17 protein-coding genes are annotated in these 26,083 nt (G+C 31.6%); 9 read left to right on the forward strand and 8 right to left on the reverse strand.

Annotated features, from left to right (window positions below; translation table 11 throughout):
* The first annotated feature begins 71 nt into the window (after nucleotides 1-71).
* The 3 genes from der (at nucleotide 72) to C8N27_RS02975 (ending at nucleotide 7,248) form a co-directional block, all read left to right on the forward strand.
* Entirely contained in the window at nucleotides 72-1,379 is a 1,308-nt protein-coding gene (der, locus tag C8N27_RS02965; protein ID WP_121146208.1) for a ribosome biogenesis GTPase Der, read from the forward strand.
* A gap of 78 nt (nucleotides 1,380-1,457) precedes the next feature.
* Nucleotides 1,458-4,232, forward strand: coding sequence for an outer membrane beta-barrel protein (locus C8N27_RS02970; RefSeq protein ID WP_121146209.1), 2,775 nt, complete (start codon nucleotides 1,458-1,460; stop codon nucleotides 4,230-4,232).
* A 631-nt stretch (nucleotides 4,233-4,863) separates the two neighbouring features.
* The gene (locus tag C8N27_RS02975; RefSeq protein ID WP_121146210.1) at nucleotides 4,864-7,248 is read left to right on the forward strand and encodes a GAF domain-containing protein; all 2,385 of its coding nucleotides are present in this window, start codon (nucleotides 4,864-4,866) and stop codon (nucleotides 7,246-7,248) included.
* Nucleotides 7,249-7,251: 3 nt separating this feature from the next.
* On the opposite strand, the gene C8N27_RS02980 is transcribed toward C8N27_RS02975, so the two are convergent.
* Nucleotides 7,252-8,481 carry a Pycsar system effector family protein gene (locus tag C8N27_RS02980; protein ID WP_121146211.1) on the reverse strand — a complete coding sequence of 410 codons (1,230 nt, stop codon included), beginning with the start codon at nucleotides 8,479-8,481 and terminating at the stop codon, nucleotides 7,252-7,254.
* A gap of 97 nt (nucleotides 8,482-8,578) precedes the next feature.
* On the opposite strand from C8N27_RS02980, the gene C8N27_RS02985 reads away from it, so the two are divergent.
* From C8N27_RS02985 to C8N27_RS03000, 4 genes are all read left to right on the forward strand, one after another.
* Nucleotides 8,579-9,598, forward strand: coding sequence for an XdhC family protein (locus tag C8N27_RS02985; RefSeq protein ID WP_121146212.1), 1,020 nt, complete (start codon nucleotides 8,579-8,581; stop codon nucleotides 9,596-9,598).
* 4 nt (nucleotides 9,599-9,602) lie between these two features.
* Complete coding sequence (locus C8N27_RS02990) at nucleotides 9,603-10,187, forward strand: nucleotidyltransferase family protein (protein WP_121146213.1); 585 nt, start codon at nucleotides 9,603-9,605, stop codon at nucleotides 10,185-10,187.
* A gap of 66 nt (nucleotides 10,188-10,253) precedes the next feature.
* Entirely contained in the window at nucleotides 10,254-13,892 is a 3,639-nt protein-coding gene (locus C8N27_RS02995; RefSeq protein ID WP_167444714.1) for a ShlB/FhaC/HecB family hemolysin secretion/activation protein, read from the forward strand.
* 12 nt (nucleotides 13,893-13,904) lie between these two features.
* Nucleotides 13,905-14,288: a DUF423 domain-containing protein gene (locus C8N27_RS03000; protein ID WP_121146215.1), complete on the forward strand. Its 384-nt coding sequence runs from the start codon at nucleotides 13,905-13,907 to the stop codon at nucleotides 14,286-14,288.
* Nucleotides 14,289-14,330: 42 nt separating this feature from the next.
* Here the strand turns inward: C8N27_RS03000 and C8N27_RS03005 are convergent, their stop codons facing one another.
* The 6 genes from C8N27_RS03005 to C8N27_RS03030 form a co-directional block, all read right to left on the reverse strand.
* Complete coding sequence (locus C8N27_RS03005; protein ID WP_121146216.1) at nucleotides 14,331-15,821, reverse strand: M48 family metallopeptidase; 1,491 nt, start codon at nucleotides 15,819-15,821, stop codon at nucleotides 14,331-14,333.
* A gap of 13 nt (nucleotides 15,822-15,834) precedes the next feature.
* Nucleotides 15,835-16,995 (reverse strand): DUF6882 domain-containing protein, encoded by a 1,161-nt coding sequence (locus tag C8N27_RS16040; RefSeq protein WP_208639299.1) that lies wholly within the window; start codon nucleotides 16,993-16,995, stop codon nucleotides 15,835-15,837.
* A 20-nt stretch (nucleotides 16,996-17,015) separates the two neighbouring features.
* Nucleotides 17,016-17,657, reverse strand: coding sequence for a hypothetical protein (locus C8N27_RS03015; protein ID WP_121146217.1), 642 nt, complete (start codon nucleotides 17,655-17,657; stop codon nucleotides 17,016-17,018).
* A gap of 33 nt (nucleotides 17,658-17,690) precedes the next feature.
* Nucleotides 17,691-18,101 (reverse strand): hypothetical protein, encoded by a 411-nt coding sequence (locus C8N27_RS03020; RefSeq protein WP_120186254.1) that lies wholly within the window; start codon nucleotides 18,099-18,101, stop codon nucleotides 17,691-17,693.
* Nucleotides 18,102-18,193: 92 nt separating this feature from the next.
* On the reverse strand, nucleotides 18,194-18,943 hold the full coding sequence (locus C8N27_RS03025; protein WP_099215781.1) for a LytR/AlgR family response regulator transcription factor: 750 nt from the start codon (nucleotides 18,941-18,943) through the stop codon (nucleotides 18,194-18,196).
* A gap of 1 nt (nucleotide 18,944) precedes the next feature.
* Nucleotides 18,945-20,780 (reverse strand): tetratricopeptide repeat-containing sensor histidine kinase, encoded by a 1,836-nt coding sequence (locus tag C8N27_RS03030; RefSeq protein ID WP_121146218.1) that lies wholly within the window; start codon nucleotides 20,778-20,780, stop codon nucleotides 18,945-18,947.
* Between the two features lie 164 nt (nucleotides 20,781-20,944).
* Between C8N27_RS03030 and C8N27_RS03035 the strand changes: the two genes are divergently transcribed.
* Complete coding sequence (locus C8N27_RS03035; RefSeq protein ID WP_099215779.1) at nucleotides 20,945-21,397, forward strand: hypothetical protein; 453 nt, start codon at nucleotides 20,945-20,947, stop codon at nucleotides 21,395-21,397.
* 72 nt (nucleotides 21,398-21,469) lie between these two features.
* On the opposite strand, the gene C8N27_RS03040 is transcribed toward C8N27_RS03035, so the two are convergent.
* Complete coding sequence (locus C8N27_RS03040) at nucleotides 21,470-22,324, reverse strand: SdiA-regulated domain-containing protein (RefSeq protein WP_121146219.1); 855 nt, start codon at nucleotides 22,322-22,324, stop codon at nucleotides 21,470-21,472.
* A 334-nt stretch (nucleotides 22,325-22,658) separates the two neighbouring features.
* Between C8N27_RS03040 and C8N27_RS03045 the strand changes: the two genes are divergently transcribed.
* A complete protein-coding gene (locus C8N27_RS03045) occupies nucleotides 22,659-26,078 on the forward strand; it encodes a toxin VasX (protein WP_121146220.1) in 3,420 nt (1,139 codons plus the stop codon).
* Nucleotides 26,079-26,083: the final 5 nt, after the last annotated feature.

Genomic DNA, 26,083 nt, shown 5'->3' on the forward strand with positions numbered 1-26,083 from the left:
AAACTATATACTATCTAAAAATCATTACAAATCATATACTAAATTGTATCTTTGCACAAATTTTTTGCAAAATGAGTATTATTGCGATTGTAGGAAGACCAAATGTAGGTAAATCCACTTTATTTAACCGACTAGTAAAGCGTCGTGAAGCTATTGTTGATTCTGTTAGCGGAGTTACAAGAGATCGTCACTATGGAAAATCTGAATGGAACGGAAAAGAATTTTCTGTTATTGATACTGGTGGTTATATCGTTGGTTCTGATGATATTTTTGAAGGAGAAATACGTAAACAAGTTCAGTTAGCTATTGATGAAGCTGATATTATTGTATTTGTAGTTGATGTTGAGCAAGGTATTACACCTATGGATGCTGAAGTTGCTAAAATTTTACGTCAAGTTGAGAAACCGCTATTTATGGCAGTTAACAAAGTTGATAATGCGATGCGTGATGCTGACGCTGTAGAATTTTACAACCTAGGTTTAGGAGATTACTATACTATATCTTCTATTAATGGAAGTGGAACAGGTGAATTACTAGATGCAATTGCTAAAGAAATTCCTACACCAGATGAAGATGAAGAAACAGAAGATGAGTTACCTCGTTTTGCTGTTGTTGGGCGTCCTAATGCAGGAAAATCATCATTTATCAATGCTTTAATTGGCGAAGACAGAAATATTGTAACCAATATTGCTGGAACGACACGAGATTCTATCGATACAAAATACAATCGTTTTGGGTTCGATTTTAATTTAGTTGACACAGCTGGAATTAGAAAAAAATCTAAAGTAAAAGAAGATTTAGAGTTTTACTCAGTAATGCGTGCTGTACGTGCAGTTGAACATTGTGATGTTGCAGTATTAGTTATTGATGCAACTCGTGGTTTTGAAGGACAAGACGAAAAAATATTTTGGTTGGCCGAAAAAAACCGAAAAGGAGTTGTCATTTTAGTAAATAAATGGGATTTGGTTGAAAAAGAAACCAACACTATGCGTGATTTTGAAGCCAAAGTTCGTCAGGCAATTGCCCCATTTACAGATGTTCCTATCGTATTTATTTCAGCATTAACAAAACAACGTATTTTTAAAGCTATTGAAACTGCTGTTGAAGTTTTTGAAAACAGAAAACGTCGTATTCAAACAAGTAAGTTAAACGAAACGATGTTAGAGATCATGGAACATAATCCACCTCCAGCAACAAAAGGTAAATTCATAAAAATTAAGTACTGTATGCAGTTACCAACGCATACACCTCAATTTGCTTTCTTTGCTAATTTACCTCAATATATTAGAGAGCCTTATAAGCGCTATATTGAAAATCAATTACGTGAGCATTATAACTTTAATGGAGTGCCAATTAGTATTTATTTCAGGCAGAAATAAGTTTAACAATATTTAACTATTAAAAAGTAGTTTTTTCTTTTTATTTGTAGCTCTTTGAAAATCATATTGCTATAAACAATGAAAAAACTACTTTTTATTTTTACCCTATTTCTTACCAGTTCAATTTTTGCTCAATCCTATCCGTTCAAAATAACTGGTACAATTAACTCTGAAAAAGATAAAACCGCTATAGAGGCTGCTACAGTTCATATAGAAAAAGCCAGAGACAGTTCTATTGTTACCTACACCATTTCAAACGACAAAGGAAAGTTTTCTTTAGAAGGAAAGTCTTTTAGTAAAGATGTAAAACTCTTTATTTCTTATGTTGGTATGGATAGTTACTCTAAATCAATAGAGCTAGACAAAACCTCTAACCTCAATTTAGGTACAATTTTTTTAAAGGAAGAAAGTAACTTACTTAGCGAGGTAGTTATACAATCAAGAGCACCAATTACAGTAAAAAAAGATACTTTAGAGTTTAATGTAAAATCTTTTAAAACTAAAAAAGATGCTAACGTTGAAGATCTTTTAAAGAAACTTCCAGGTGTTGAAGTGGATGAAGATGGAAAAATTACTGTAAACGGAAAAGAAGTCAATAAAATTTTGGTTAACGGTAAGCCTTTCTTTGGAAATGACCCTAGTATTACCACTAAAAACTTAACAAAAGATATTATTGAAAAAGTTCAGATAACCGATACTAAATCTAAATCAGAAGCTTTTACTGGTGAAAAAGGAGATGCTAATAATAAAACCATTAACCTTACCATAAAAAAAGAAAATAATAAAGGTTGGTTTGGTAGAGTATCTGGTGGTGCTGGTACCGACAAACGTTTTGAAGGAGCTGCAATGGTGAATCGTTTTGACAACAACCAACGATTTAGCGTATTAGCCAGTACAAATAACATTAATTCTCCAGGGTTTAGTTTTGGTGAAATTCAAAAAATGTTTGGAGGAGGCGGTAATATTTGGATAGGTGGAAACGGTGGCTTTAGTATTAACGGAAGACGTTTTGGTGGTGGTAGCGGTATTATAAAATCAAAAACCGCTGGAGCAACCTATGCTGACGAGTTTGGAAAAGGTTTAGATGTAAATGCCAACTATTTTTACTCTGGAAGTACCTCTAACAATGAATCAAAAAGCAATAGAGAATACACGCTTCCTGACAGGAAATATTTTTCTAATTCCACAACTACTTCTGATGATGAAAATCACAATCATAGTTTTGACACTGATTTTGACATTGAAATAGATTCTACATTCTTAATCAACATTAAACCTACTTTTGTATTTAATAAAAGAGAAGGTAGTAGTCTTAGACAAGAAGAATCCTTAGATAAAGACAATACACTTACTAATAGCTACGTGAGCTCTGCTTACTCTAAATCAGAAGCAAACAATTTTCAAAACAGATTAGATATTACTAAAAAATTAGGGGCAAAAGGTTCTTTTATTAAAGCCTCAATAACTAATCGTATCGATAAAGCAGATACCGAAGAAATTAACAAGTCTACTATTGAAACTTTTGGTAGCGATCCCGATATCGAAAATAGAGACCAAAAAAGTACTATTGAAAACAACTTGATAGGACTCACCACAAACTTGACCTACCGTTTTCCTTTGATTGCTAAAAAATTCTTTTTAGATACTAAATATAGTTATCAACGTGATGAGCGAGAAAATAAGGAGAATACCTTTGACTTCAATTCAACAACACAACAGTACAGTGACTTTAATACAGGTTTGAGTTCTGACTTTACCTATAATGACATTACTAAAACACCATCATTAGAACTGGTATATAGAACTAAAAAATGGCGTTTAAATTTAGGTACTGGTTTTGTAAACAGAACATTAGAAAATAATGATAAATTACGTCCTGAATTAAGTTTAAAAAAAGAATTTAATAATCTGGATTTAGACGCAAGTTTTAGATATAGATTTGACTCTAAAGCTTCTATTTATTTTGATTATCGTTTAAATAACAATGCTCCTAACATTAATCAAATACAACCTTTTTCTGATGTAACCAACCCATCTAACATTATTACGGGTAATCCAAACCTAAAACCTACTCAAAATCACAGAGCATTTATCAACTTTAACAAATTTAACTGGCAAGCTCGTACTGGTTTTTGGTTTTATTTAAGTGGTACTCTTTATCAAAACCAAGTAATAACTAATACTTCTATTGATGATGATTTAGTAAGAAACACTACTTATGAAAATACAGATGGTGGTTATGATTTTTGGGGAGGTGGTAGCTACAGTAAAAAAATAAAATTAGATTCTATTGTAAGCCTTCAACTTAGGGCTGGTACAAATATTAGAGCTAGTAAAAATTTCAACATTTTAAATGATATCAAGGAGGGAGCTAAAACAACTTCAATAAGTCCTGTTTTTAGAGCTACTTTAGATTGGAATAAGATCGCTTCTATTGAAGGAAACTATAATATTTCCTTTTCAAATACTAAGTACGATATAAACACTACCCAAAACAGAAACTTTACAAGACATTCTGTTGATATTAGAACCAAAACAAATGTTCCAAAGAAATTAGAATGGAGAAATGATATTCGTTACACATACAACCCTAACGTAATTGGATTTAATAAATCTGCTTGGTTTTGGAATGCCACCCTAGCCTACTCTATCTTAAAAGATCAAGGTACTATTAGCTTAAAAGCTTATGATTTATTGAATCAAAACACCAATGCTCAACGAAGAGCTACTTCAAACTATATAGAAGACTCTGAAAGCACTGTCCTACAGCAATATTTTATGTTAGGCTTTAGTTGGAAATTTAATAGCTTAGGTAAAAAAGGTAAAATAAAAAATTATGATTTTCATTTTTAAATCTCCCCTCAAAAAAGTTATATAAGACTCTTATCAAAAAAAATAGTAAGAGTTTTATTTTCTTCATCTTAACAGATTAAGATAGCTGTAAATTAGCACGTTCAATCGTTTCTATTTTAAACCAATTTTTTATGGAAACGATTGAAAAGTTAAAGAAAAAAAGAGCTTTACCTTTTTGTACTGGTATACCAGAATTGGTTTAGGTATAGTATTTATACTATCAGAAATTAGAAAACTCACTAGTATTAAATTCACTACATTACCTATTGACAGTCCCTTTCAAACATACTTCAATGCAATATATAATACAGGTTTTTATTGGAATTTATAGGTTACTTTCAAATCTTAATTGGTGTTTTTTTAACCACTTTACAATTATGCCCAGTCTTTTGAGGATACCAGTAGTTATAAACATTTTTCTAATTTCTATACCCTTAAACATATAAGGAACACCTGTAATAACCTCAACTATGGTTTTAGGAAATCTATATTTACTTATTTGGCATTATAAAAACTATTTAAAGAGCTTTCTAAACTTTATAAGAACTACTATTTTTTGAAAGGAAACAGCAATAAAAACGACTACATGTCTACAATTTTGTAAATTTGTATAGATTCATTTTTTCATTCTATGAACATAAGACGAACAAAAGACATTCAGAATATAGAGCTCCCTTTTAAACTGAAAATAAGTTTTGAAAAGATTGTTGCTTTATTTCAAAAATATGCAGCTAAAGAACATGAAAGGCACCCATATCATGAGTCTTCTACAAATATAGTTCGAGAAGCAAAAAAAGCTCCTGAATTAATTGATGGTTTTTCTGATGAATCTATATTAGAAAAGTATCAAGACACTATTGAGTTGTTACTTGAACCTTTATTTCCTGAATTATTATTAGAGAATGAAATTAAAGCAGTAAGTATTCCGTTTACTTTTACATCTTTTAAATTCACTAATCGGTTTGAAAAAATTTTACAAAATGCTGGAGACGACTACGAGTTAAGAGTTCGTCATTTTGAAAGTGATTTAATGTACAAGTATGCTTGTAGCATCATATTAACTGAAGTGTACAACTACTCTATTGATATAAAACGTCCTTTTTATTTTGATATTCCTGATAAAACAACCAATACTATAAAAAATTACCGTGCAGCGTTTAATGCTGACTTCATGGAGATTTTACCAACCCAAAACGCTCCAAAAATAACTGAAGAAGACATTAAATTTTTACTAGACAATTTTGATGATATCGATGTTTGGAAAGAAAAATTCCCTCCTGAATCGTATATTTTTAAAGGATTTGGAATAATGAATCTATTTGATGTTACAACCGATGAAATTATTTCAGAAATAAGAACTAGTCTTATAAAAAAAGATGATGATTTAGTTAGTACATTACAAGAGATATTTCGAAGATTCTTTGGAATAAATGATTTATCCTTAGGGTTTTCTATTTTTGAAACAGACTCAAACAACTTTAATTCATCTCATATAAACAAAGAAGAAAGTCTTGTTTTAAGTTATGAGAAAGATGTTTCTTGTGATTGCATTTTTTGTAATTATATTTTAGAAAAACTTTTTATAAACAACGAAACCCTTGCTATTTCTGATGTAGAAAAGTATGGTAAACAAACTGACAACAAGAGTTTTTATCAACGTTTAAAAGAGAAAAACATTGGTAGTATTATTTTGGTTCCAATACAAGCATCCACTAAAAATAGCCTAGCTATTATTGAGTTTGCTTCACCAAGACCTTTTGAATTAAACTCAATCAATCAGAATAAATTACAAGATTTAATTCCATTATTTAAAATTGCTGTTGATCGCTTTTCTGAAGAACACCAAAACATATTGGAAGCTACGATTCAAGAAAACTATACCTCAATACACCCAACAGTAAAGTGGCGTTTTTACGAAGCAGCTGAAAGATTCCATAGAGAATCATATGAAGCTAAAGAAAAGGTTAAAATTGAGGATATTATTTTTCCAGATGTACACCCTTTGTATGGTCAATCAGATATAAAAGGTTCTTCCATTGCTAGAAACACAGCTATTAAAGAAGATTTAACCACTCAACTCTCTTTAGCTATTTCCGTATTATTAGAGGCTTGTAAATTTGAAAGCCTCCCTATTTATAAAGAATTACGTTTTAGAGTTGAAGAATATTTATCAGAAGTAAAAAAAGGATTAAAAGCTGGTGATGAAATAGCTATTTTAGACTTCTTAAAACGTGAAATTTATCCTGTTTTTAATCATATAAAAATGGTTAATAATGATTTAAGCTCCTTGGTAGAGTCATACATAAATCGTTTAGACCCTAACTTACAAGTAGTATACGAAAAACGTAAAGCTTATGAAGATAGCGTTACTTTACTAAATGATAAATTGGCTTCTTTTATTGATGCCAGACAGGAAGAAGCACAACAAATGTTTCCTCATTATTTTGAACGTTATAAAACCGATGGTGTTGAGTATAACATGTATATAGGTCAGTCATTAACAAAAGAGAAAAAATATGACGACTTATATTTATATAACCTTAGGTTATGGCAATTACAAGTAATGTGTGAAATGGAGAATGTAGCCTTAAAAGCTGCTGAAAAAATGGAGCATAAACTTAGAGTAGCTTCGTTAATTTTAGTACATAGTAATCCATTAGCAATAAAGTTTAGAATGGATGAAAAACAGTTTGATGTTGATGGTGCATACAATATTCGTTACGAAATAATTAAAAAACGTATTGATAAAGCTCATATAAAAGGAACCGAAGAACGACTAACTGTTCCTGGTAAAATAGCCATTGTATACTCTCAAGACAAAGACGCTGAAGAGTATTACAAATACATTAAATATTTACAATCTAAAAACCTATTGGGTAACGTAGAAAAACTAGATATTGAAGATTTACAAGGTGTTTCAGGATTAAAAGCATTACGTGCAGAGGTTATCTACAACAAAAACTTTGAAACTCAAAAAACAATGACTATTGACGAGCTTATCCAAGAGTTTAAATAGTTATTATAATAACACAGAAACCACCTCTCCTACTTTTGACGCTTGTTCTTGCATATAAAATGCAATTGCAAAGGCTACTACACTTACTAAAATACCAATCATAAAAACGGTATATGTAATTCGTAGTAACTTATATTTTCTATTTAAAACTAACCCTAAGAAATATAAATCTTTTGTAAGAGAACCATACAGGTAATCACGGTCTTTCATCATTTCACTCATTGCCCAATCAAAATCTGGCAACTGCATTTGATGAAAATTTCCAAAAAACAATAAGTTTACTTTTTTATTTACCACATCTTCTTTGGTAAACTTCCCTTCGGTAACATTGGGTCTCGTTGCCAAAACTGATAACACGATTGATATTACTGTAAAAAACACAAAAACAATAGTAGGTGTTATCAAATAATGATTTGACGGATTATCTAATTTTGGAATTAATGTAGACAGTGTCATCGAAATAATAATTGCATTAACCGATAGTAAAATATTAGCCTTTGTATCTGCAATATCACTTAACGTAATATGGTTACGAAGCGCTACACGAAACATAGTTTCAATTCCTCTCTCCGGTAATTCAATCTTATTTTTTTTGTACGCTAATTCTTCTTTTTTCTGTTTTAGCTTAGCCGCTTCTTGTACTTCTTTTTGTTTTCTCTTTAAAAGCTGAGCTATATTTTTACTCTTCTGTTTTTCCCATAATTTAGAAGCCTTACTAGTATAAAAACGATGCTTTGTTAAAAAATCAAGATTAGAATCATCCCACTCAACAGTTTTTATCTTTTTCTCACATACTAATTCTCTCTCCTTTCGCAATAACTCGTTAAAATCTGTATAATTTTTACTTCCAACATGAGAACAATCAGCATCTCTCAACACTTTTTCTAGTTCAGTTTGAGGTTTAGCGCCCATTTTTGTTGAAGCTATCAATTTAGATACTTCGTCAATAATACCTTCTTCAACCTCTTTAGTTTTTAAGAAATCAGTAGCTATGTTTATGCTCTCCTCTTCATGGTTTTCAGGATTAACTGTATAACCAACATCATGAAACCATGCTGCTAAAGTTAAAATCTGTTGCTGTTCTTCTGAAAAGCTCTCCCCTTCTATTAACTCAAGTGATTTTTCTACCACTCGTTGAGTATGAGCTATATTATGATATACAAAGTTTTTATCTAATTTCTCACTTAGTAAATCAATTACAAACTGCTCTGTTTCTTGTATCAAACTATTCATGAAAAAGGTTTTTGCTAAAATAATAAATTATTAACCAGTATTAATTTTTAATAAAGTGATAAAAAAGTGTATTTTTAAAAGAGTTTTTTTACACAAAATGACACACGAACTTAAAGAAATTATAAGACAAGCCACCATAAATCAACAACAAGGCTTACAGAATGTTTTAGCAACGGTTGTAGATTTAGACGGCTCTTCTTATAGAAAACCAGGAGTTAGAATGCTACTTTCTTCTGACGGAAAAATAATTGGAGCTATTAGTGGAGGCTGTGTTGAAAAAGAAGTACAACGTAGAGCTCAATCGGTTTTTGAAAACAACAAACCTAAAGTAATAACCTATGATGGTCGTTATCGTTTAGGTTGTGAAGGAATATTATATGTTCTTTTAGAACCTTTTAATCTTTCAACTGATTTTATAGAAGCTTTCTCAGAAAACAACATTCGAAGAGAGTCGTATAACATTACATCTTTCTTTATAAAAGAAGATGAAGTATACGGGAATTTCGGTTCTATAATTCAATTTAACAACCAACAAAGGTTTTCTTTCAACAAAGATTTTTATTCTGAAAAAACAGACCATTTAACTACTTTTAAACAAACCTTACAACCACTATTTCGCCTGCTTATTATTGGTGGAGAACATGATGCTGTAAAACTATGTATGCAAGCAACTCAGTTAGGTTGGGAAGTTGATGTAGTTACCTCTATAAAAGACCCAAAAGAGTTAGCTAATTTTCCAGGTGCTAAATCGGTAGTTGCTCAAACTCCAGAAGTAATTCAGCTTTCTCATGTAAATATCAATACTGCAGTTGTTATTATGAATCATAATTTTACTTACGATTTACGTTGGTTGATTAAATTACAAGAACAAAACCCTGTTTACATTGGTATTTTAGGTGCTGCTAAACGACGAGAAAAACTATTTAACGAACTATTTGAATTTTCACCCGATATTACTGATGATTTTTTAGAAAAAATTCATACACCAGCTGGTTTAAACATTGGAGCTGAAACTCCTGAAGAAATTGCGTTATCAATCTTAGCAGAAATATTATCTGTAATTCGTAACAAAGAAGTATTTTCTCTAAAAAAAATTACTGGACGAATCCATAACTAATGCGATGCAAAAAACAGCAATTCTCATATTAGCTGCTGGAAGTGCTTCCCGAATGGGAAAAATGAAACAATTGCTTCCTTATAAAAACACAACGTTACTAGAATGGATAATTGAACAAGCTCTAAAATCAATAGTTAAAAATGTATTTTGTGTATTAGGAGCTAATAAGGATACTATTGAAAAAAAACTTGCTTCAAATACCATTAAAATCATTTATAACCCTAATTATAAAAACGGATTAAGTACTAGCATCGTAGCAGGTATTGATTTCTTACAAAAACATAACTTTGACAATGCCTTAATAATACTAGCAGATCAACCTCATGTTACTTCTGAGTACTTGAACTCGTTGATTGAAGCTTCAAAAAAGAACCCTTCTAAAATAATTGCCTCTAACTACCAAGGTAGTGTTGGAGTTCCTGCTATGTTTCCGAAAAAATATTTTAATGATTTGTTAAATCTAGAAGGTGATAAAGGAGCTAAGAATTTCCTATTAAAACATAACAGTAATGTTCTTAAAATTAATTCCCATCAAAACTTACTAGACATTGATACTCCTGAAGACTATCAGCATTTACTAAAGCAATAATTTTAGCTCAAAAAGCCTTATTTTTACATAACCAAAAAACAAAACATGAACTTAACCAAGTTTTGCATGTATCTAACTATAGCTGTTATAGTTAGTGGTTGTGCATCTTATAAAGCTAAGTACGCAGATAAAACTTCTCCAAGAACAATTCAAACAAATAAAGAATTGGTACACTCCTTTTATTTAATTGGAGATGCTGGTAATGCCGAAATGGGACAGACCACCTCTACTCTAAAATATTTCCAAGAAAAGTTAGCTAAAGCAACTAAAAATGCTACCACCATATTTTTAGGAGACAATATATATCCATACGGAATACCAAACAAAAACCATAAAGATAGAGCCTTAGCTGAACATCGTTTACAAACGCAAATTGATGCTTTGCAAGACTTTAAAGGAAAAACAATTTTTATTCCTGGAAACCATGACTGGTACAATGGTGTTGATGGCTTAAAGCGTCAAGAAAAAATGGTAGAGAAAGCGTTAGGTAAAAATTCGTTTTTACCTGAAGGAGGTTGCGGACTAGATAAAGTAAAGATTAATGATGACCTAACTTTAATTCTTATTGATAGCCGTTGGTTTATTATGGACTGGGATAAAGAGCCTAAAATGAACGATAATTGCGATATTAAAACTCGTGAACGTTTTATTCAAGAGCTATCTAGTTTGTTCAAAAAAAACAGGTATAAAAATGTTGTAGTCGCAGTGCATCATCCTTTATATAGCAATGGCCCTCATGGTGGAAGCTTTTCAGTAAAAGACCACATGAAACCAGCACCAATTTTAGGTACGTTGAAAAATGCACTACGCTCTCATGCAGGGATTCAAACTGATATTTTTAATAAAAACTACAGTGATTTTATTAATCAAATACAAGCTGTTTCTGATGATTTTACAAACAATATTGTATTTGTTTCTGGTCATGACCACAACTTACAATACATAGAACAAGACGGATTTAAACAAGTAATTAGTGGTTCTGGTTCAAAACAATCGGCAGCTTTAGTTGGTTATGGTGCACAATTTACTTACGGTAATCACGGGTATGCTAGATTGAATTATTACAAAGACGGTTCAGCTGTTATTGAATACTACGCTGCCAATACCAAAGACGGACATAAACTCTTATTTAGTAAAGAAATTGTAAAACCAAAACAAACAAAAAACTATTCAAACTTTCCTGAATACGAAGAGCACAAGAAGTTTATAGAAACCTCAATTTATCCTCCTGAAGCTACTGATGTTAGTGGTTTTCATAAATTTATGTGGGGAGATTTAAATAGAGACAAATACGGAAAAACAGTAAAAGTTCCTGTATTAGAATTAGAAAATGTTTTTGGAGGCTTAACTCCTATTCGACGAGGAGGTGGTAATCAAACAAATTCGTTACGATTAGAAAAACCTGAAGGAAAACAGTACGTATTACGCTCAATGGTAAAAGACGGAAGTCGTATTATGGGAGGTATTTTAAAAGGGACGTTTTTAGTTGATGTGGTTCAAGATATCTTTACAATGTCTCACCCATATGCTGCTTTTGTGCTTCCTGATATGGCAGACGCTGTAAATATTTATCATACCAATCCAAAGCTATATTACATGCCTAAACAACCTGCTTTAGGAAAACATAACGACATCTTTGGAGGGCAGTTATACCTATTAGAAGAACGACCTGCTGGAGACCGTAGTGAATTAGACAACTTCGGAAATTCAGATGATATAATTAGCACATTTGATGTGTTAGAAAAAATCAGGAAAAACGGTAAACATTCAATCGACCAAGAATGGGTTATTCGTTCGCGTTTGTTTGATATGGTAATTGGTGATTGGGATAGGCATGAAGACCAATGGCGTTGGGCTTCTTTTAAAACTGAAGAGGGTAAAAAATATTACCGTCCAATTCCTAGAGATAGAGACCAACCTTTTTCTAAGTTTGATGGAGTTATGATTCCTCTATTTCAGCAATTTGCGCCCTTAGTAAAGAACATGCAAACTTTTGATAACGATATCAAAAACATGAAATGGTACAATAACTATGCTCGCTTCTTTGATGCTGCCTTTTTAAATCAATTAACACTTGATGATTGGAATAAACAAGCTGAATATATTCAACAACATTTAACCGATGAAGTAATTGAAAAATCAATTCAACAATTACCAAAGGCTATTTACGATATTGATGGAAAAGAAACCATTGCTAAAATTAAGGCTAGAAGAGATCAATTAAAAGAAATTGCTAAACGTTACTACACCAAACTAAATAAAGTTGTACATGTAGTTGGTACTGATAAAGATGATAAATTTATCATCAAACGTTTAAATGATGAGGAAACTAGTGTTGTTGTTTTTAGAAAAGAAAATGAAATCTACAACCGTGTTTTCAAAACAAAAGAAACTAAAGAAATACAGATTTATGGTTTAAATGGAGATGATGAGTTTTTAATTTCTGGTGATGTACACGATGGAATTTTATTGCGAATTATAGGTGGTCAAAATCACGATGTGTATACCGATAAATCATCCGTTGCAGGTTGGGGAAAGAAAACTAAAATATACGATTTTAAATCAAAGAAAAATACGATAAATCCAAGTTCTGAAACTGCGGATTTACGTTCGGATAGTTATTTAAAAAACACCTACGACGCACACGACATCAACAACAATACAACTATTGTTTTCCCTAGCTTAGGAAGCAACCCAGATGATGGTTTCTTTTTTGGTGCTTCGGTAACGTATACACAACAAGGATTCAAAAAACGTCCTTTTGCTAACCAACATATTTTAGCAGCAAACTATTACTCTGCTACTGGTGGTTACGATTTAGAGTACAATGGTGAATTCACTGAACTAATTGGTAACTGGAGCTTGCATTTACGTGCTAAAGCTACTAGTGATAATTATTCTTTTAATTTCTTTGGGTGGGGTAACGAAAGTGTTTACGATCAAACTTTTGATTTAGATTACTACCGTGTTAAAAAAGAAGAACTTAGTTTTTCTCCTTCGTTATTAAAAAGATTACGAGGTGGAAGCATTTTTAAAATTTCAGGAATTATTGAGTCGATAGAAGTTGAAGACACTCCTAATCGATTTATCAATAATTTTGATAACCAGCCTACAGCTATTTTTGATACCAATTATTTTTGGGGTGGTGAGTTTAACTTTAATCACAACCGTGTAGACAATAGAAGTTTCCCTACCAAAGGGATGAATTTCGATTTAGCTGTTGGAGCTAAAGCCAACTTAGAAGATTTCGACAGGCGTTTTGGTTACATTAAGAGTTCTTTAGCTATGTATCAAAACCTAGTGTTCAACCGTTCATTAGTTTTTGCTTCTGAAGTAGGGACTCAAATCAATGTAGGAAATCGTTTTGAAGTTTACCAAGCGGCTACTTTAGGTGGTGAACGTAGTTTACGTGGATTTAATAGAGAACGTTTTTCTGGTACACAAAGTTTTTATCACAGTAACGATTTACGTTTGCGTTTCGGACGCATTCGTACAGGAATTATTCCTATGAAAATTGGTATTACTGGCGGATTTGATTATGGTCGTGTATGGTCTCCGTATTCTCCAAACTCAAAGAAATGGCATACCAGTTATGGTGGTTCTTTATGGTTAAGTGGCATCGACTTATTCACTGCTAATATTTCATACTTTAAAGGAAACTCACAAGAAGACAGAGTAGCTTTAAGTATTGGTTTTTCTTTTTAATTCTTAAAAAATATGACACAACAAATTGTATTAATTACAGGCGCTTTATTTGGTATGTTCGCTGTAATATTTGGTGCTTTTGGAGCACATGCTTTAAAGAAAGTTTTAAATGAAGAGCAATTAAAATCATTTGAAACAGGTGTAAAATATCAAATGTACCACGCATTGGTTTTGTTATTTGTTGGAAGTTATTTTGACGCTCCTAGTTCGGCAATATATTACGCTTTTGTAGTTGGAATTATACTTTTTTCCTTTAGTATTTATGGCTTGGTATTATCAGATGCAAAAGGTAAAAAAATGAAGTTTTTAGGTCCCATTACTCCTTTAGGAGGTTTGCTACTAATTGTTGGGTGGGCACTTTTAATATATAACATAAGCCAAACCATACACGGTTAATATGTATGGTTTAGCTAACATGGATAAACAAAAATCATATTGTTAGTCAACACCCTGAGCGTCGCTAATGATTCTATCAATAAATTCAGTTTTTATATATAATTGTCTTGCTAAGTTGTAGAGCACATCAACTTCAGAAGCGTCTATACTTCCATCAGCATAAGAAATAATAGATAAATCTCTTAGAATATTTAGTTTTTGCATTACAGAAATTACAATATCTAACTCTTTGGCTAGCGCCATAATCTCATCAATAATATCTTGCTCTGTTAACCCTTTAATGGTTAACATACATTGAGCAAAAACCGATGGTGACACAACACTACTCAATGCTTGTATTTCAGAATCATCCACAACACCATCTGCCTTTGAAATCATATAACCTCCTAAGAACATAAAGCGTTGAATTTTTTCTGAGTGTTCAGTTTCTTTTCCTAAATCTTCTGGCTCCATCAACGACATAATTCGCTGTATTTCTAACTCCATTGCCTCCTCTGTTATTTCTCCATTAATTGCTGGATTAAATAACTCATATGTCTTACTCTTATTAAACAACTCTAATGCTTTAATACGAAGTGGACTGAATGGGTGACTACTGTACCAATCTGAAGGATCGTGCGTGTCGTCATTTAAAACTTCTTCTAAATCTGAAAATTGATTAATGTATTCGTTCAATTTAAAATCTAAAGAATTAGAAGTTACTCCCGATGATAGCTTAAAGAATGTTCTTGCAGCTGCTTCAAAACTCTTACAACATAATAAACCTGCTCTATCGGCACTAATTTCAGCGTTACGATTCCATGCATATAACTTCATGGCATGAATTGGCGCCAAGTCGTTTGCTCCTTCGTCTAAAATATGTTTTACTGGATAATTAAAGTGCTCGAATAATACATGCCCAATTTCATGTCCAATAACAAAAGCTAATTCGTCTTTTGTAAAACGCTCTAAAATTCCTGAAGTTAAAATGATGTATAATTTATCTTCATCTGGTGGATAACATGAAGCGTTGAATTTATCTTCTTGATACACGAAAAACTCAATATCTGCTTTTAGTTTCAATACCTCTTTACAATGATTTCCAATTTCATGAAGTACAGGAGCTAACATTTTTGTTAATCTTAAACTTGACTTTAACAGGTGTCTTCTCGACTTGAAAACGGGGTTATTTTCCTTTATTCTTTCCAAGGTTTTTTGAATCAACTCATCTTCTTGAAACTTTAAAACATAATCTCGATCACCGTCATAAACCAAAGCATTTAAATCAATTTCAGCTCTAGAATTATCGTATACCTCTTGAATGTTTTCAGTAATATTTTTAAGATTTAACTCGTTAATTTCTTCAATACGTTTTGTGTATTGTTCTGCTAATTCTTTTGCTATATTTTGAAAATGAACACTTGCTTGATGGATTAAATCGTTGTCACCATTTTGTTGAGCAAGATTCAAATCTTCCATCATTTTATTTTGCGCTTGAGTTAACGCTTCTTGATGCTCTTTTTCTAATTCTGATAATGTGGTAGATTGGTACATACTTTTTTCTTTTTTAAGCTCCTACTGGAACTGTTGAGTTAGACAGTTTTAGTAATCTTCCTTTTAGGTCAAAAATTCCTAAAATTTGATCCTCTCCTTTTTTCGCAACGATATTGTTTCCTGATACCTCAACCTCATATCCTTTTTGAACTAAATAGCAAAACAATGCGTGCTTATGTTCAAAGTCCATACGAGTTGTTGTTTTTGAAAAATGTGAACAAATTAAAGCCGGAATATTTATCTCTTTTTCATCCACTACATCAGTATATAGCAATACATATACAGTTAGCCCTTTAAAAGGCAATGGAGCATAGCAACTTGCCTGATTTACCCCAGTTGCTACAAATGAGAAGTAATGACCAGGATCGTGTTCTGTTTCTATTTTTGATGAAAGTAAATCTTCTATCCCATGTCTCTCTCCTAGAGCTTTCATTTGTAATGAAGCTTCTAAAAATTGTTCTGGAATACCACTTTGTTTATTTGCCCATGCCCACAACCATGATTGCTCATTATGAGAATATGTTCCTAATACTTGCATTTTAAAGGTAAGATCTCCATAAGTTACCGTTCCTTGAAGCATATCACAAGTCCAAGGTAAATCTTCAACTATATCAGCTAAGTTATCTTGCTTTTCAAAAGCTAAAGCTACATATTGATTGTGCAACTGAGGCAAACTTAATTTTATAGTGTTATCTACCTTTCCTCCTGCAATATTATTTGGGTTTTCATTACTTTCAACACTAGCTTCGCTTCCTGCAAATTCTTCTAAATGAGTTTCTAAAAGATGTACAATTCTTTCTGTTTTCTCTTCCACCTTATCAGCATTCATAATTGGGCTGTGATTAATGGTTAAAATACCATCTACAAAAGTGATTGCTCTTTCTAAATTATGCTCGTTGTTTTCATTAACAATCTTTACTTCTTTTAATCCATTTTTTAGCAACTCCCCTCCAATTTCATCAATATTAACTGCTTTAATAGCTTCAATTAACGGTTGAAAATATATTTTTGGAAACGTATCATTGTAAAGGTGTGAAAACTTATCTTCTACCAGTGTATCCCATGCTATGTTTAGTGATACGTTAAACCCTGCCTTATTGTTTATTACCGTTTCTAATGCTGGAAATGATTCGTTTTTAAACGTTTGAACTGCTCTTTTTTCTTTAAGACCCATTTTTTAATAATTTTATTATTCTACAATACTTTTTCTATCTTTTCAATAAAAAGATTCTCTAATTCTTTTGGCAATACTTTAGTAATTTCAATACCAATTTTTAAAACATTTCCTTCTTTACTTACTTGTAATGTTTCTGTGTTAGTAATAACAACAGCTTCTATCTCTTTCCATGCTGCTAACCCCATTTCATCCTCTATTATTAACTGTTTTGCTTTTAATAAGCTTGCAATAACATCTTTACAATTTAATCGAGCGTTTGCTTCTTGTAATGCTGGTTTTTCAAATGATAAATTAATCGTTGCCTCTAACAAAGGCTCTTGCTCAAGAGTCCATCTTCTTAATTGTAAAACACTTATGGGATCTTCTCCTAAAGGACGGCTAATATTTCCTTTCGATAATGAAACCGCTATTTTTTTAGGATGCTTAATTCGTAAAACAGATACCTCTTGAAGATCGAAAAACAACACTTCTTGTTCTTCGGTTTTCATACACACAAATGTTTGATATTCTTCTTTGGTGATGTCTACTATAAAGCCTTTTACATAAAGTCCGTTTTTTAGTGATAAAGCAATTTTTAATTGCTTTTTTTCTCTAAACAGACCCTGAATTATAGCTGCTGGTGATTGCGCTTTAAATTGATTGATATAATCTGTTTCCATAGCAATTTTTATTTTTTAGTATGAATTACTAGACTATAAGTTGTTTTCTAATAAATCAACAAGTGCATCTGTTCTGTCTTGAACTTTATCTGCATTTAAAATTGGACTATGATTTACTTGTAAAACTCCTTCTTCAAAGGTGTAAGCATGCGTTGGGTTGTGATGATCGTCTTTATTGGTAATAACCACTTTTTTTAACGATTCTGTCAATGCTTCTTTCCCCATATCATCTGTAGTTATGGCAGAAAAAGCATCAATAAGTGGTTGGAAGTAAATTTTAGGATAACTATCATCATATAAGTGTAAAAACTTATCTTCAAACATGGTTTCCCACTCTACATCAATTGTTACATCAAAACCTGCTGCGTCGTTTATTTGTTGTTTTAAAGCAGGGTATTTTTCTTCTTGAAAAGTTTTTGTGAATCTTTTTTCTTTAAGTCCCATATGATTGTTTTTTTAAGGTTATTTTCTATTATTCACCTCAAAACTACATGGAACTTTAGCGCTATTTTAATGAGTTTTATATGTGTTACTTTTTATTTTGTATTCGTATTAAAATTCTCTAAAAACTGTTTTAAATATGTTTTCTTTCTTGATGATAAAGGAATTTTCTCGCCACTTGATAACTTAACTGTATTGGCACTTACTGAAGCTAAATATTTTATATTAATTAAGTGAGATTGGTGTACTCTAGCAAAGGCGTGTGTGCTTAAAATATTTTCGTAATACTTTAAGTTTCTAGCACTCATTATTTTTTTATCTGTAGTATAAAAAAACGTATAACTTCCGTCTGATTGGCAACGTACAATATCATCTACATGTAAAAAATGTTGCTCTTCGGTAGTTTTAATAAGCAATGTTTTTTGAGCCTCTTTTTTATCAAACTCGTTTATTTTGCTTAGTGCTTGCGTGTACTTTTTCTCTTTTTCAAAGTCCGCTCTAAAACGCTCTATACAAGCATTTAATTCGTCAGAATCTATAGGTTTTAATAAATAATCTACCGTATCAAACTTAATAGCTTTTATTGCAAATTCATCGTACGCTGTGGTAAATATCATTTTAAAGTTTATGGTTTCTAAGGCCTCTAATATTTGAAAAGCATTTCCTCCAATCAACTCAATATCTATAAACACCAAGTCTAAATTATTATTACTTAAAAAATCTATAGCTTCATCTACATTATCAATTTTAGCTACAATTTCTACATCTTTTTGTGTGTATTGCAACAGTTTTGTTAATGTGTTTAGTGCATTAAACTCATCTTCTATTATAGCAGCTTTTATCATTTTATAACTTTAATTTAAATATAACTTTTGTTCCTGATGGGTTTCCATCCTTATCGTGTAAATCTTCTATTGTAAAAGATTTTTCTTCTCCTTTATTTCTTATCTGTAGTCTTTCAATAAAAATATCGGTAGCGTGTAAATCTTTTGCTATTTTTTCTTGACTCTTTTTTTGCTTCCTTCCTACTCCATTATCTTCAATTTCAAAAAAAAGTTCATTTGCTGTTTTTCGAATGTTTAAGTTCAATATTCCTCCTGATTTCTTTTCTTTTAAGCCATATTCAATAGCATTTTCAACAAAAGGTTGTAACAACATAGGAGGTACTTTTAATTGTTTTGTATCACAGTTTTCAGAAATATGTATATGATAACTAAAACTATTATTAAAACGTAGCTGCTGTGTATCTATGTAGTTAGAAATCATAGCTAACTCTTCTTTTAAGCTAATTTCTTCTTTTCGAACATAATCAAAATTTTGTCGAATGAGTTTTGAAAACTTAGCTATATAGTTTGAAGATTTTACCGGGTTTCCTTCTAAAGTTATATTTTGAATCGCCGCTAAGGTGTTGAATATAAAATGCGGATTCATTTGAGCTCTTAGCAAACGTTGTTCTAATTTTGAAGCTTTATTAGCCGCTCTTAGTTTATTATTATATCCAAAAAACAATGCTATAATTAAAATAAGTACCAACGATACAATTACACTAATTCCTAACCACCAATTTTGTTTGTTTATTTCTTTTTGATGGGTTAATGCTATTTCTTTTTCTTTAATTTTATAGTTTACATTAGCAAAATGAAGAAGTTTTTGGTTTTGCTTTTTACTCTTAACCACTTCTATACTATCTCGTATTATTTGATGGTTTAGGGCTTTTTGGTACTGCTTTTTAAGAATTGCTATTGATATTAGCTTATCTCGTATTTCTAATTCTTCTGAAAGGTTGTTTTTACTCTTATAGATTGACATTGCTTTGTTGTAATTCACCTCTGCCGAATCTAATTTATTGGTTACTAAAAAAAGGGTTCCTAAACCTTTGTATGGAGCTCCATTAATTGTTTTTATCTTTTGATTAAGCTTTGCTGCTCCTCGTAAAAACTTCTCTGCTTCGTCAAAACGTTTTACTTCCAAGTATGTGTACCCAATGTTATTAAAAACGCTTACAATAGTTTTTGGATCTTTAGCCGATTTACCTATAGCCAATGCTTCTGAAAATTGTTCTAGGGCTTTATTATATTCTTTTAACATTAAATAAACCCCTGCAATATTACTTTTAATTGCTATAATTGAATTAGGGTCGTTTGGGTCTGTAAACAATTCCTCTGACCTTTTTATATAAAACAATGCTTTTTGGTAGTCTTTTAATATAAAGTGAAGATTAAATAACTGGTTATTTGCCTTTCCTTGTAGTCTGCTATTCTCTATTTTTTTACCTATTTCTAAAGCCTCTAATGCATACTTTTGTGCATCTTCTAATTCGTTTAGCTTCATACAGGCGGCGCTTAGTGTTATTAAACTTCTACCCTTATTATAATCATCTTTAAGTTTTGTAAATAACTTATAGGTTTCTAAGTGTACATTTTTTGCTTCTATTAACTTATCGTTCAGGTAAAATAGCTCTCCTTTGCTAAACAATAGTAAAGCCCTGTTTTTAGAATTTTGTTTCTTTTCTAATAAACTATCTATTTTTCTTAGCCCTTCTTTAGGCTTTTGTTGAGAAATGCTATCTATAGCAAATAAATATTCTTGTAAGTCTTTATCTATATTATCTCTCGTACAGGCGGTAAAAATAAAATAAGTGCATACAATATATATAAAGTAACTCTTCTTAAACAATGGCATTTTTCGTAATTAATTAGCCAACTAAAATAATTATATATTTTCATTTCACCTCCATATCCAGCACTTTAACAAAACGTTTATAAAATGATAGTATACGATTATAAAACACCTAAAAGCAAACACCTAATTTCTAAGATATTTGACTAAAAAATTAAATTATACTAATGAGTACAGTTGAAACTATAGAAGAAGTTATTAAAACAGGATCTTGTAATTTAACGAGTTTTGAAAAGATTGAGGAAATTTCTAAACCAAAGGTTAGTATTGATGGGGCTTATCTTTTAATTTATAATTGGCCAGACGATCCTAGCGGTGCTAACACTACTATTCATGTTGACCTTACCTATTTATTTATACATAACGACCAAGAATACAAAGCTGTAACAAGAACCCAATTTTATGATTTTGATGTTGCTAAGTTTGAAAACTTACCTAAAAATTACTTTATAACTGAATATCATAAATTAGTAGAGCAAGCTTTGATATTATCTAAGCAAAAAATAGAAGAAAAAATTGAAGAGCCTTTAAGCTCTATTATTCCGTTTAGTTTTAACCGAGACGATAGTATTTTGTTAGCTATAAATGCAGGTTATTCTAGGCAAATAGATTACGTATAAGCACCAAAATTAGGTGTTGATGATTCCCCTAACTCTCTCAGTTATCAATGTACATACATTGGTAACTGTTTTTTAGTTTTTTATCACAAATTCGTACAGTCTACTGCTTCCTGTTTTATCAGCTTCATCTGTTATATAAAGAGTTGTTTCATCTTTAAAAGTAACACCTTCTTTTTGAGATATATGATTGAATGTGTGTTCTTTTACGTCTCCACTAAAAAAATCATCTCCGTTAAAATTGGTAAATACTAATACAGATTGATGTGTTAGCAAAACCACTTTTTGTTTATCTGGTGATATTGCTGCTGCCGTTATTGCACAATGAACATCACCACAGTTTACATACTCTGATATATACTGAGCTGTATAATCACCTTTTGTAGCTGGAACTTTGTACAGCATTGTTTTTCCGTACTTATTTTTAACCCTGCTTTTTGTAAAAATATAGAGAGCACCATCTTTATAGATTAAAGATTCTGCATCAAAAAAACGGTCTTTCTTTTTTGGCGGAAACTTGGTTTGATTAGGATATGAAAACTTTATTTTTTCAACCTCAACATCACCTCCATTCAGCAAATCTTTTTCCTTAATTTTTAAAATTACTAAGTTCTTTCTTTTGTTATTATTGTTTCCAAAATCTGCGATGTAAATGTTTCCATTGTTATCAGAAGTTATGTCTTCCCAATCGTGGTTTTTTACTGATAATACTCTTTTTTGTAATACCTTACCTTGGGTACTAACTTTAAATACTTTAGCTGCATTACCACTATCGTTATGCATCCATAGCATTTTTAAATCATGGCTTTTCTCTACTCCTGAAACTTCCTTTAAATCTTCCGATAAATAAGACACTAACTTAAGCTGCCCATAATTGGTACAACTCGTAATTAACAAAATGGTTAATAATAAGAGTATTAGCTTTTTCATGTTAGAAATTTTATACCTGTAAAAATAAAAAGATTTAAGTTAAAGTTCCTTCTTCAATCGGAAACACCTCAACCCTTTATAACACAGAAACTCCTTTAACAAAAACAACGCTATTTAGAAAAAAATTAAACTTTTTTTGATTTATAAACTTTCTATCTATACATTTGAGACATCGAAAAAGCATACACTTAAAAAATTGCTAACGTGCTTTTTTGAAAAATTGTAATCCAAAAAAATACAATACTCCCCCTCTGCTATAAATACTTGTAGCAGTTATTGCTATATCCATGTTTTAGCTATGTAAAGACGTGGAAAAAAAAGAAAATAATAAACCATGAAAGAAAACATTGAGTTAGAAAAATTTCAAGAGGACGCCTATAATGATAATATAGGTACTTATAAATTTGAAATAAAAGGACCGGACGGAAAAACCAACATTAGTTCTGACTTACAAGCTAAGAAACAAGGAATTGAATTACACTTTTTAAGATACGGAGTTTTTAATCCATTTCCCTACTATATACAAGACAACAAGTTTGTTAGAGCCCCTGATATTGAAGTTGAAGTTGAGCCACACAATAAGAATGACAAAAAAACAATTGATTATAAACTTAGTGAAGTTGTTGTAACCGCTAAACGAGATAGTGCCAATCCTTCAAGTTTAGCTCCAAAACTAACCCATAGTCGTTACGAAAGAACAAGTTTAAGACATGGTTATTTATATATTTTGCATGACGAGGAACCTAAAAAATGGCTTGAATACGAAATAGATACAAGTGGTCTTTTAAATCCTATCTATTGGAAAGACAACAAAGAAAATGGAGAATACAACGATATACGAGACGCTACAAACACCTCAAGTAGAGAAACTTATATTGTAGCACCAGATTCTGTAATTTGGGTAGCCTATTCTCATGTGCAATGGTCTATGCAACAATTAGAACAAATAGCCTCTTCGCCAGAAGAAAACGAACGAATGATAAAAGTTGAGTGCAAAGGCTACGAAAAAGGCAAAGAATTAAAAAAAGCAGAAGTTATACACGACCGTCCCTATCATTCTTTTATTGCTGTGTTTGATTACAAACACTTTCCAGAAGCTACTAGACTAGAAGAAAAGCTAAAAACCATTCATGCTGTTGAGAATGCCGACGACCCTAATAATGAAAATACGTTATTAGAGGATATGTTTATTACACTTCCAGACCCTGTTGGCTGCGCCTATGACCTCGCAGATATCATTTTTTATAAACTAGATTATTTACGCTCTATGGTAGAGTGTTTAGCTACCTCTGTACACCATATGGATTTATATAAGCACAAGTTAGGGCTCATAGACTATGGAGAAATACAAAGTGATGAAATTTCTAAAGAGGAGGCAGAAGAACTAAAATACATCTTCTCAATTGCCTTAACCACCTATAAATTTGTTTACAATAACCCTGAATTAAAAGAAGACTATACACGTAAAAGAGGAGAGTGGTATTTAAACCATGGTATATCGCACGATAAATTGGACCACATACTCGCTATTGAAGAACGCAAACGTATTCGTAAAGTAATAAACGGATTTAGAAACGATTTAGGAAACCTCTTAAAAAGCGAATACTACAAAACCGCTATTGACGTTTGTTATGAAAATAACCCTACCCCATTAGCTAGTATAGAGGGTAAAAATGTAATTTCAGACCACTTATTGTGTTTGGCACATTACCCCGAAATGATAGACAGGCAATTACTACCCGAAAGTGAGTACAAACCGTATGAAGATACTTGGGTAAAAGAAATTATAAAAACCAGTAAAGGTGAAAGTTCTTTAAAACATATAAACGATGTACTCTTCTACCCAATTGAAGTTACCGATTTAGAAAAACAAGACACCAAAGACTGGAAATACATAGTTAAGTTTGAAAAAAAATTATTTAGTCACTTTCAAAAAGTGAGTAAAACCTACATTGGCTTTGGTAAAGCAATAAAAGTTGAACTATATAGAAAACAATTTGATTTAATAACACGTACTAACAACGGAGTTAAAGAAACTCACTTAGTTACAGCAGGTAAAAATTTAATTTATAAAGAGTTTTTAAAAGACTTTGAAAAAGTTAAGAAAAACATAGCTTCTAAACACCCGCAACACAAACGTATTGATGCTATAAAACACGCCAAAGTACCCGTTACCTATTGGTTATTGGTAGAAGAGCAGTTTAAAGGAGAAATAGACGCTAAAATGGCAACTGCCAAAACAAACCCTGAAAAACTATCCATACATATTAGAAACGGTAAAAAACTCCCCTATGCCCACAAGTTAGAAAGCATTATAGAAAGCCAACAATTTAGAAGCGCCTTATTAGTTTTTGAAATGTTTTCGTTAGCTCAACAAGTCAACGAGATGACAAATAAGAAAGGGGATTTAAATACAATGGATTATATAAAATCTGTTGGTGTTGGTATAAAAGTGATTTCAGCAGGGTTAAACCTAGCCGAAAGTATATCTAACGATATTGCCCAACAAAAAATCAAAACCTTTGTCACTACACAACCTAGGGCTACCGCAACAGAGGTAAAAGATGTTATCAAAGAAATAAATAAAAAATCTTTTGCTACAAGAGGCGAATGGGCAATCAAACTAGCCAAAGGAGCTGCTTCAACTTATACTTTAATTGCCACCATTGAAGATGTAAACAAAAGTTTAGCAAAAGCTGACAACGATGCCGCCTTAGCCTATAGTGGTGCCGCGGTGCTTTCAGCAGTATCTTTACTAGAAACCTTCGGATTAATTTCGTTAACAGGAGTCCCTGGTTTAATTGTGGGAGGATTAGGGTTAGCCTTTTACGGATTAGCATATTATTTAACCGATGATGAGTTAGAAACTTTTTTTAAGTTTTTTCCGTTTAGTAGCAAAACCTATATGAAAGATCCAAGTTATTACAATCCTTATTACAATGCACGCTTAATGTACCGAGGCAAAGAAAAATTAATTAACCCTTATAAAAAAGAGTACTTATCATCAAGTTTTGATGAAAGCTATAAAAGTGTGTATGTACGCTTACTAAATTTAATAGTTGGTAGTGCTATTACCATGGAGGCAAGCAGCATACGAAGGCCTACTTCTCCTAAAAGTACTATACCTCGTCCTCGTATTTCTGCAGCTAACCAAGACATGTATAAAAACTGGATAGATACCAATGCTACCCTTTGGAATAACCTAGCTATTGATATTTCGTTTGGGTCGTTTTTTAACAATCCAAACGGACTAACCTACGAGCTTTATTTGGTACAATACAATGACCCTTTATTAGGTAATAAAAGCTACAAGTTACCTAAACATTGTTACGATACCATAGTTACGGCACCCTCTACAGTTGATGACAAACCAAAGTTTAAAGAACAATCGTTACGCAACGGAAACATGGATGCTTCATTTAAACAATTTCACATTTGGGTACGTGTGCCTAAATACTTACAAGTAAAACACCAACTGGCTGCCAATAATATCGTTAAGCAAGAATACGAAGGAAATAAAATATACCTAAACAAGTACTCGCATATTGCTGTATTATGTAAGTATACTGATGCACAAATAAAATTACCTTTACACCCAAAAGATAAACAAGGCTATTTATGGAATATCATGCCTTTGGTAATAGACAATAAAAAAGAAGAGGAATACATTACCTTTAGAAACATCAAAGCAGGCAAAGCAACCATTATTGAAGATAAATCATTATTCTTCTGTAGATTTCCTTTACAACATTAAAATGA

It is taken from the genome of Tenacibaculum discolor (assembly GCF_003664185.1).
Classification (GTDB): domain Bacteria; phylum Bacteroidota; class Bacteroidia; order Flavobacteriales; family Flavobacteriaceae; genus Polaribacter; species Polaribacter discolor.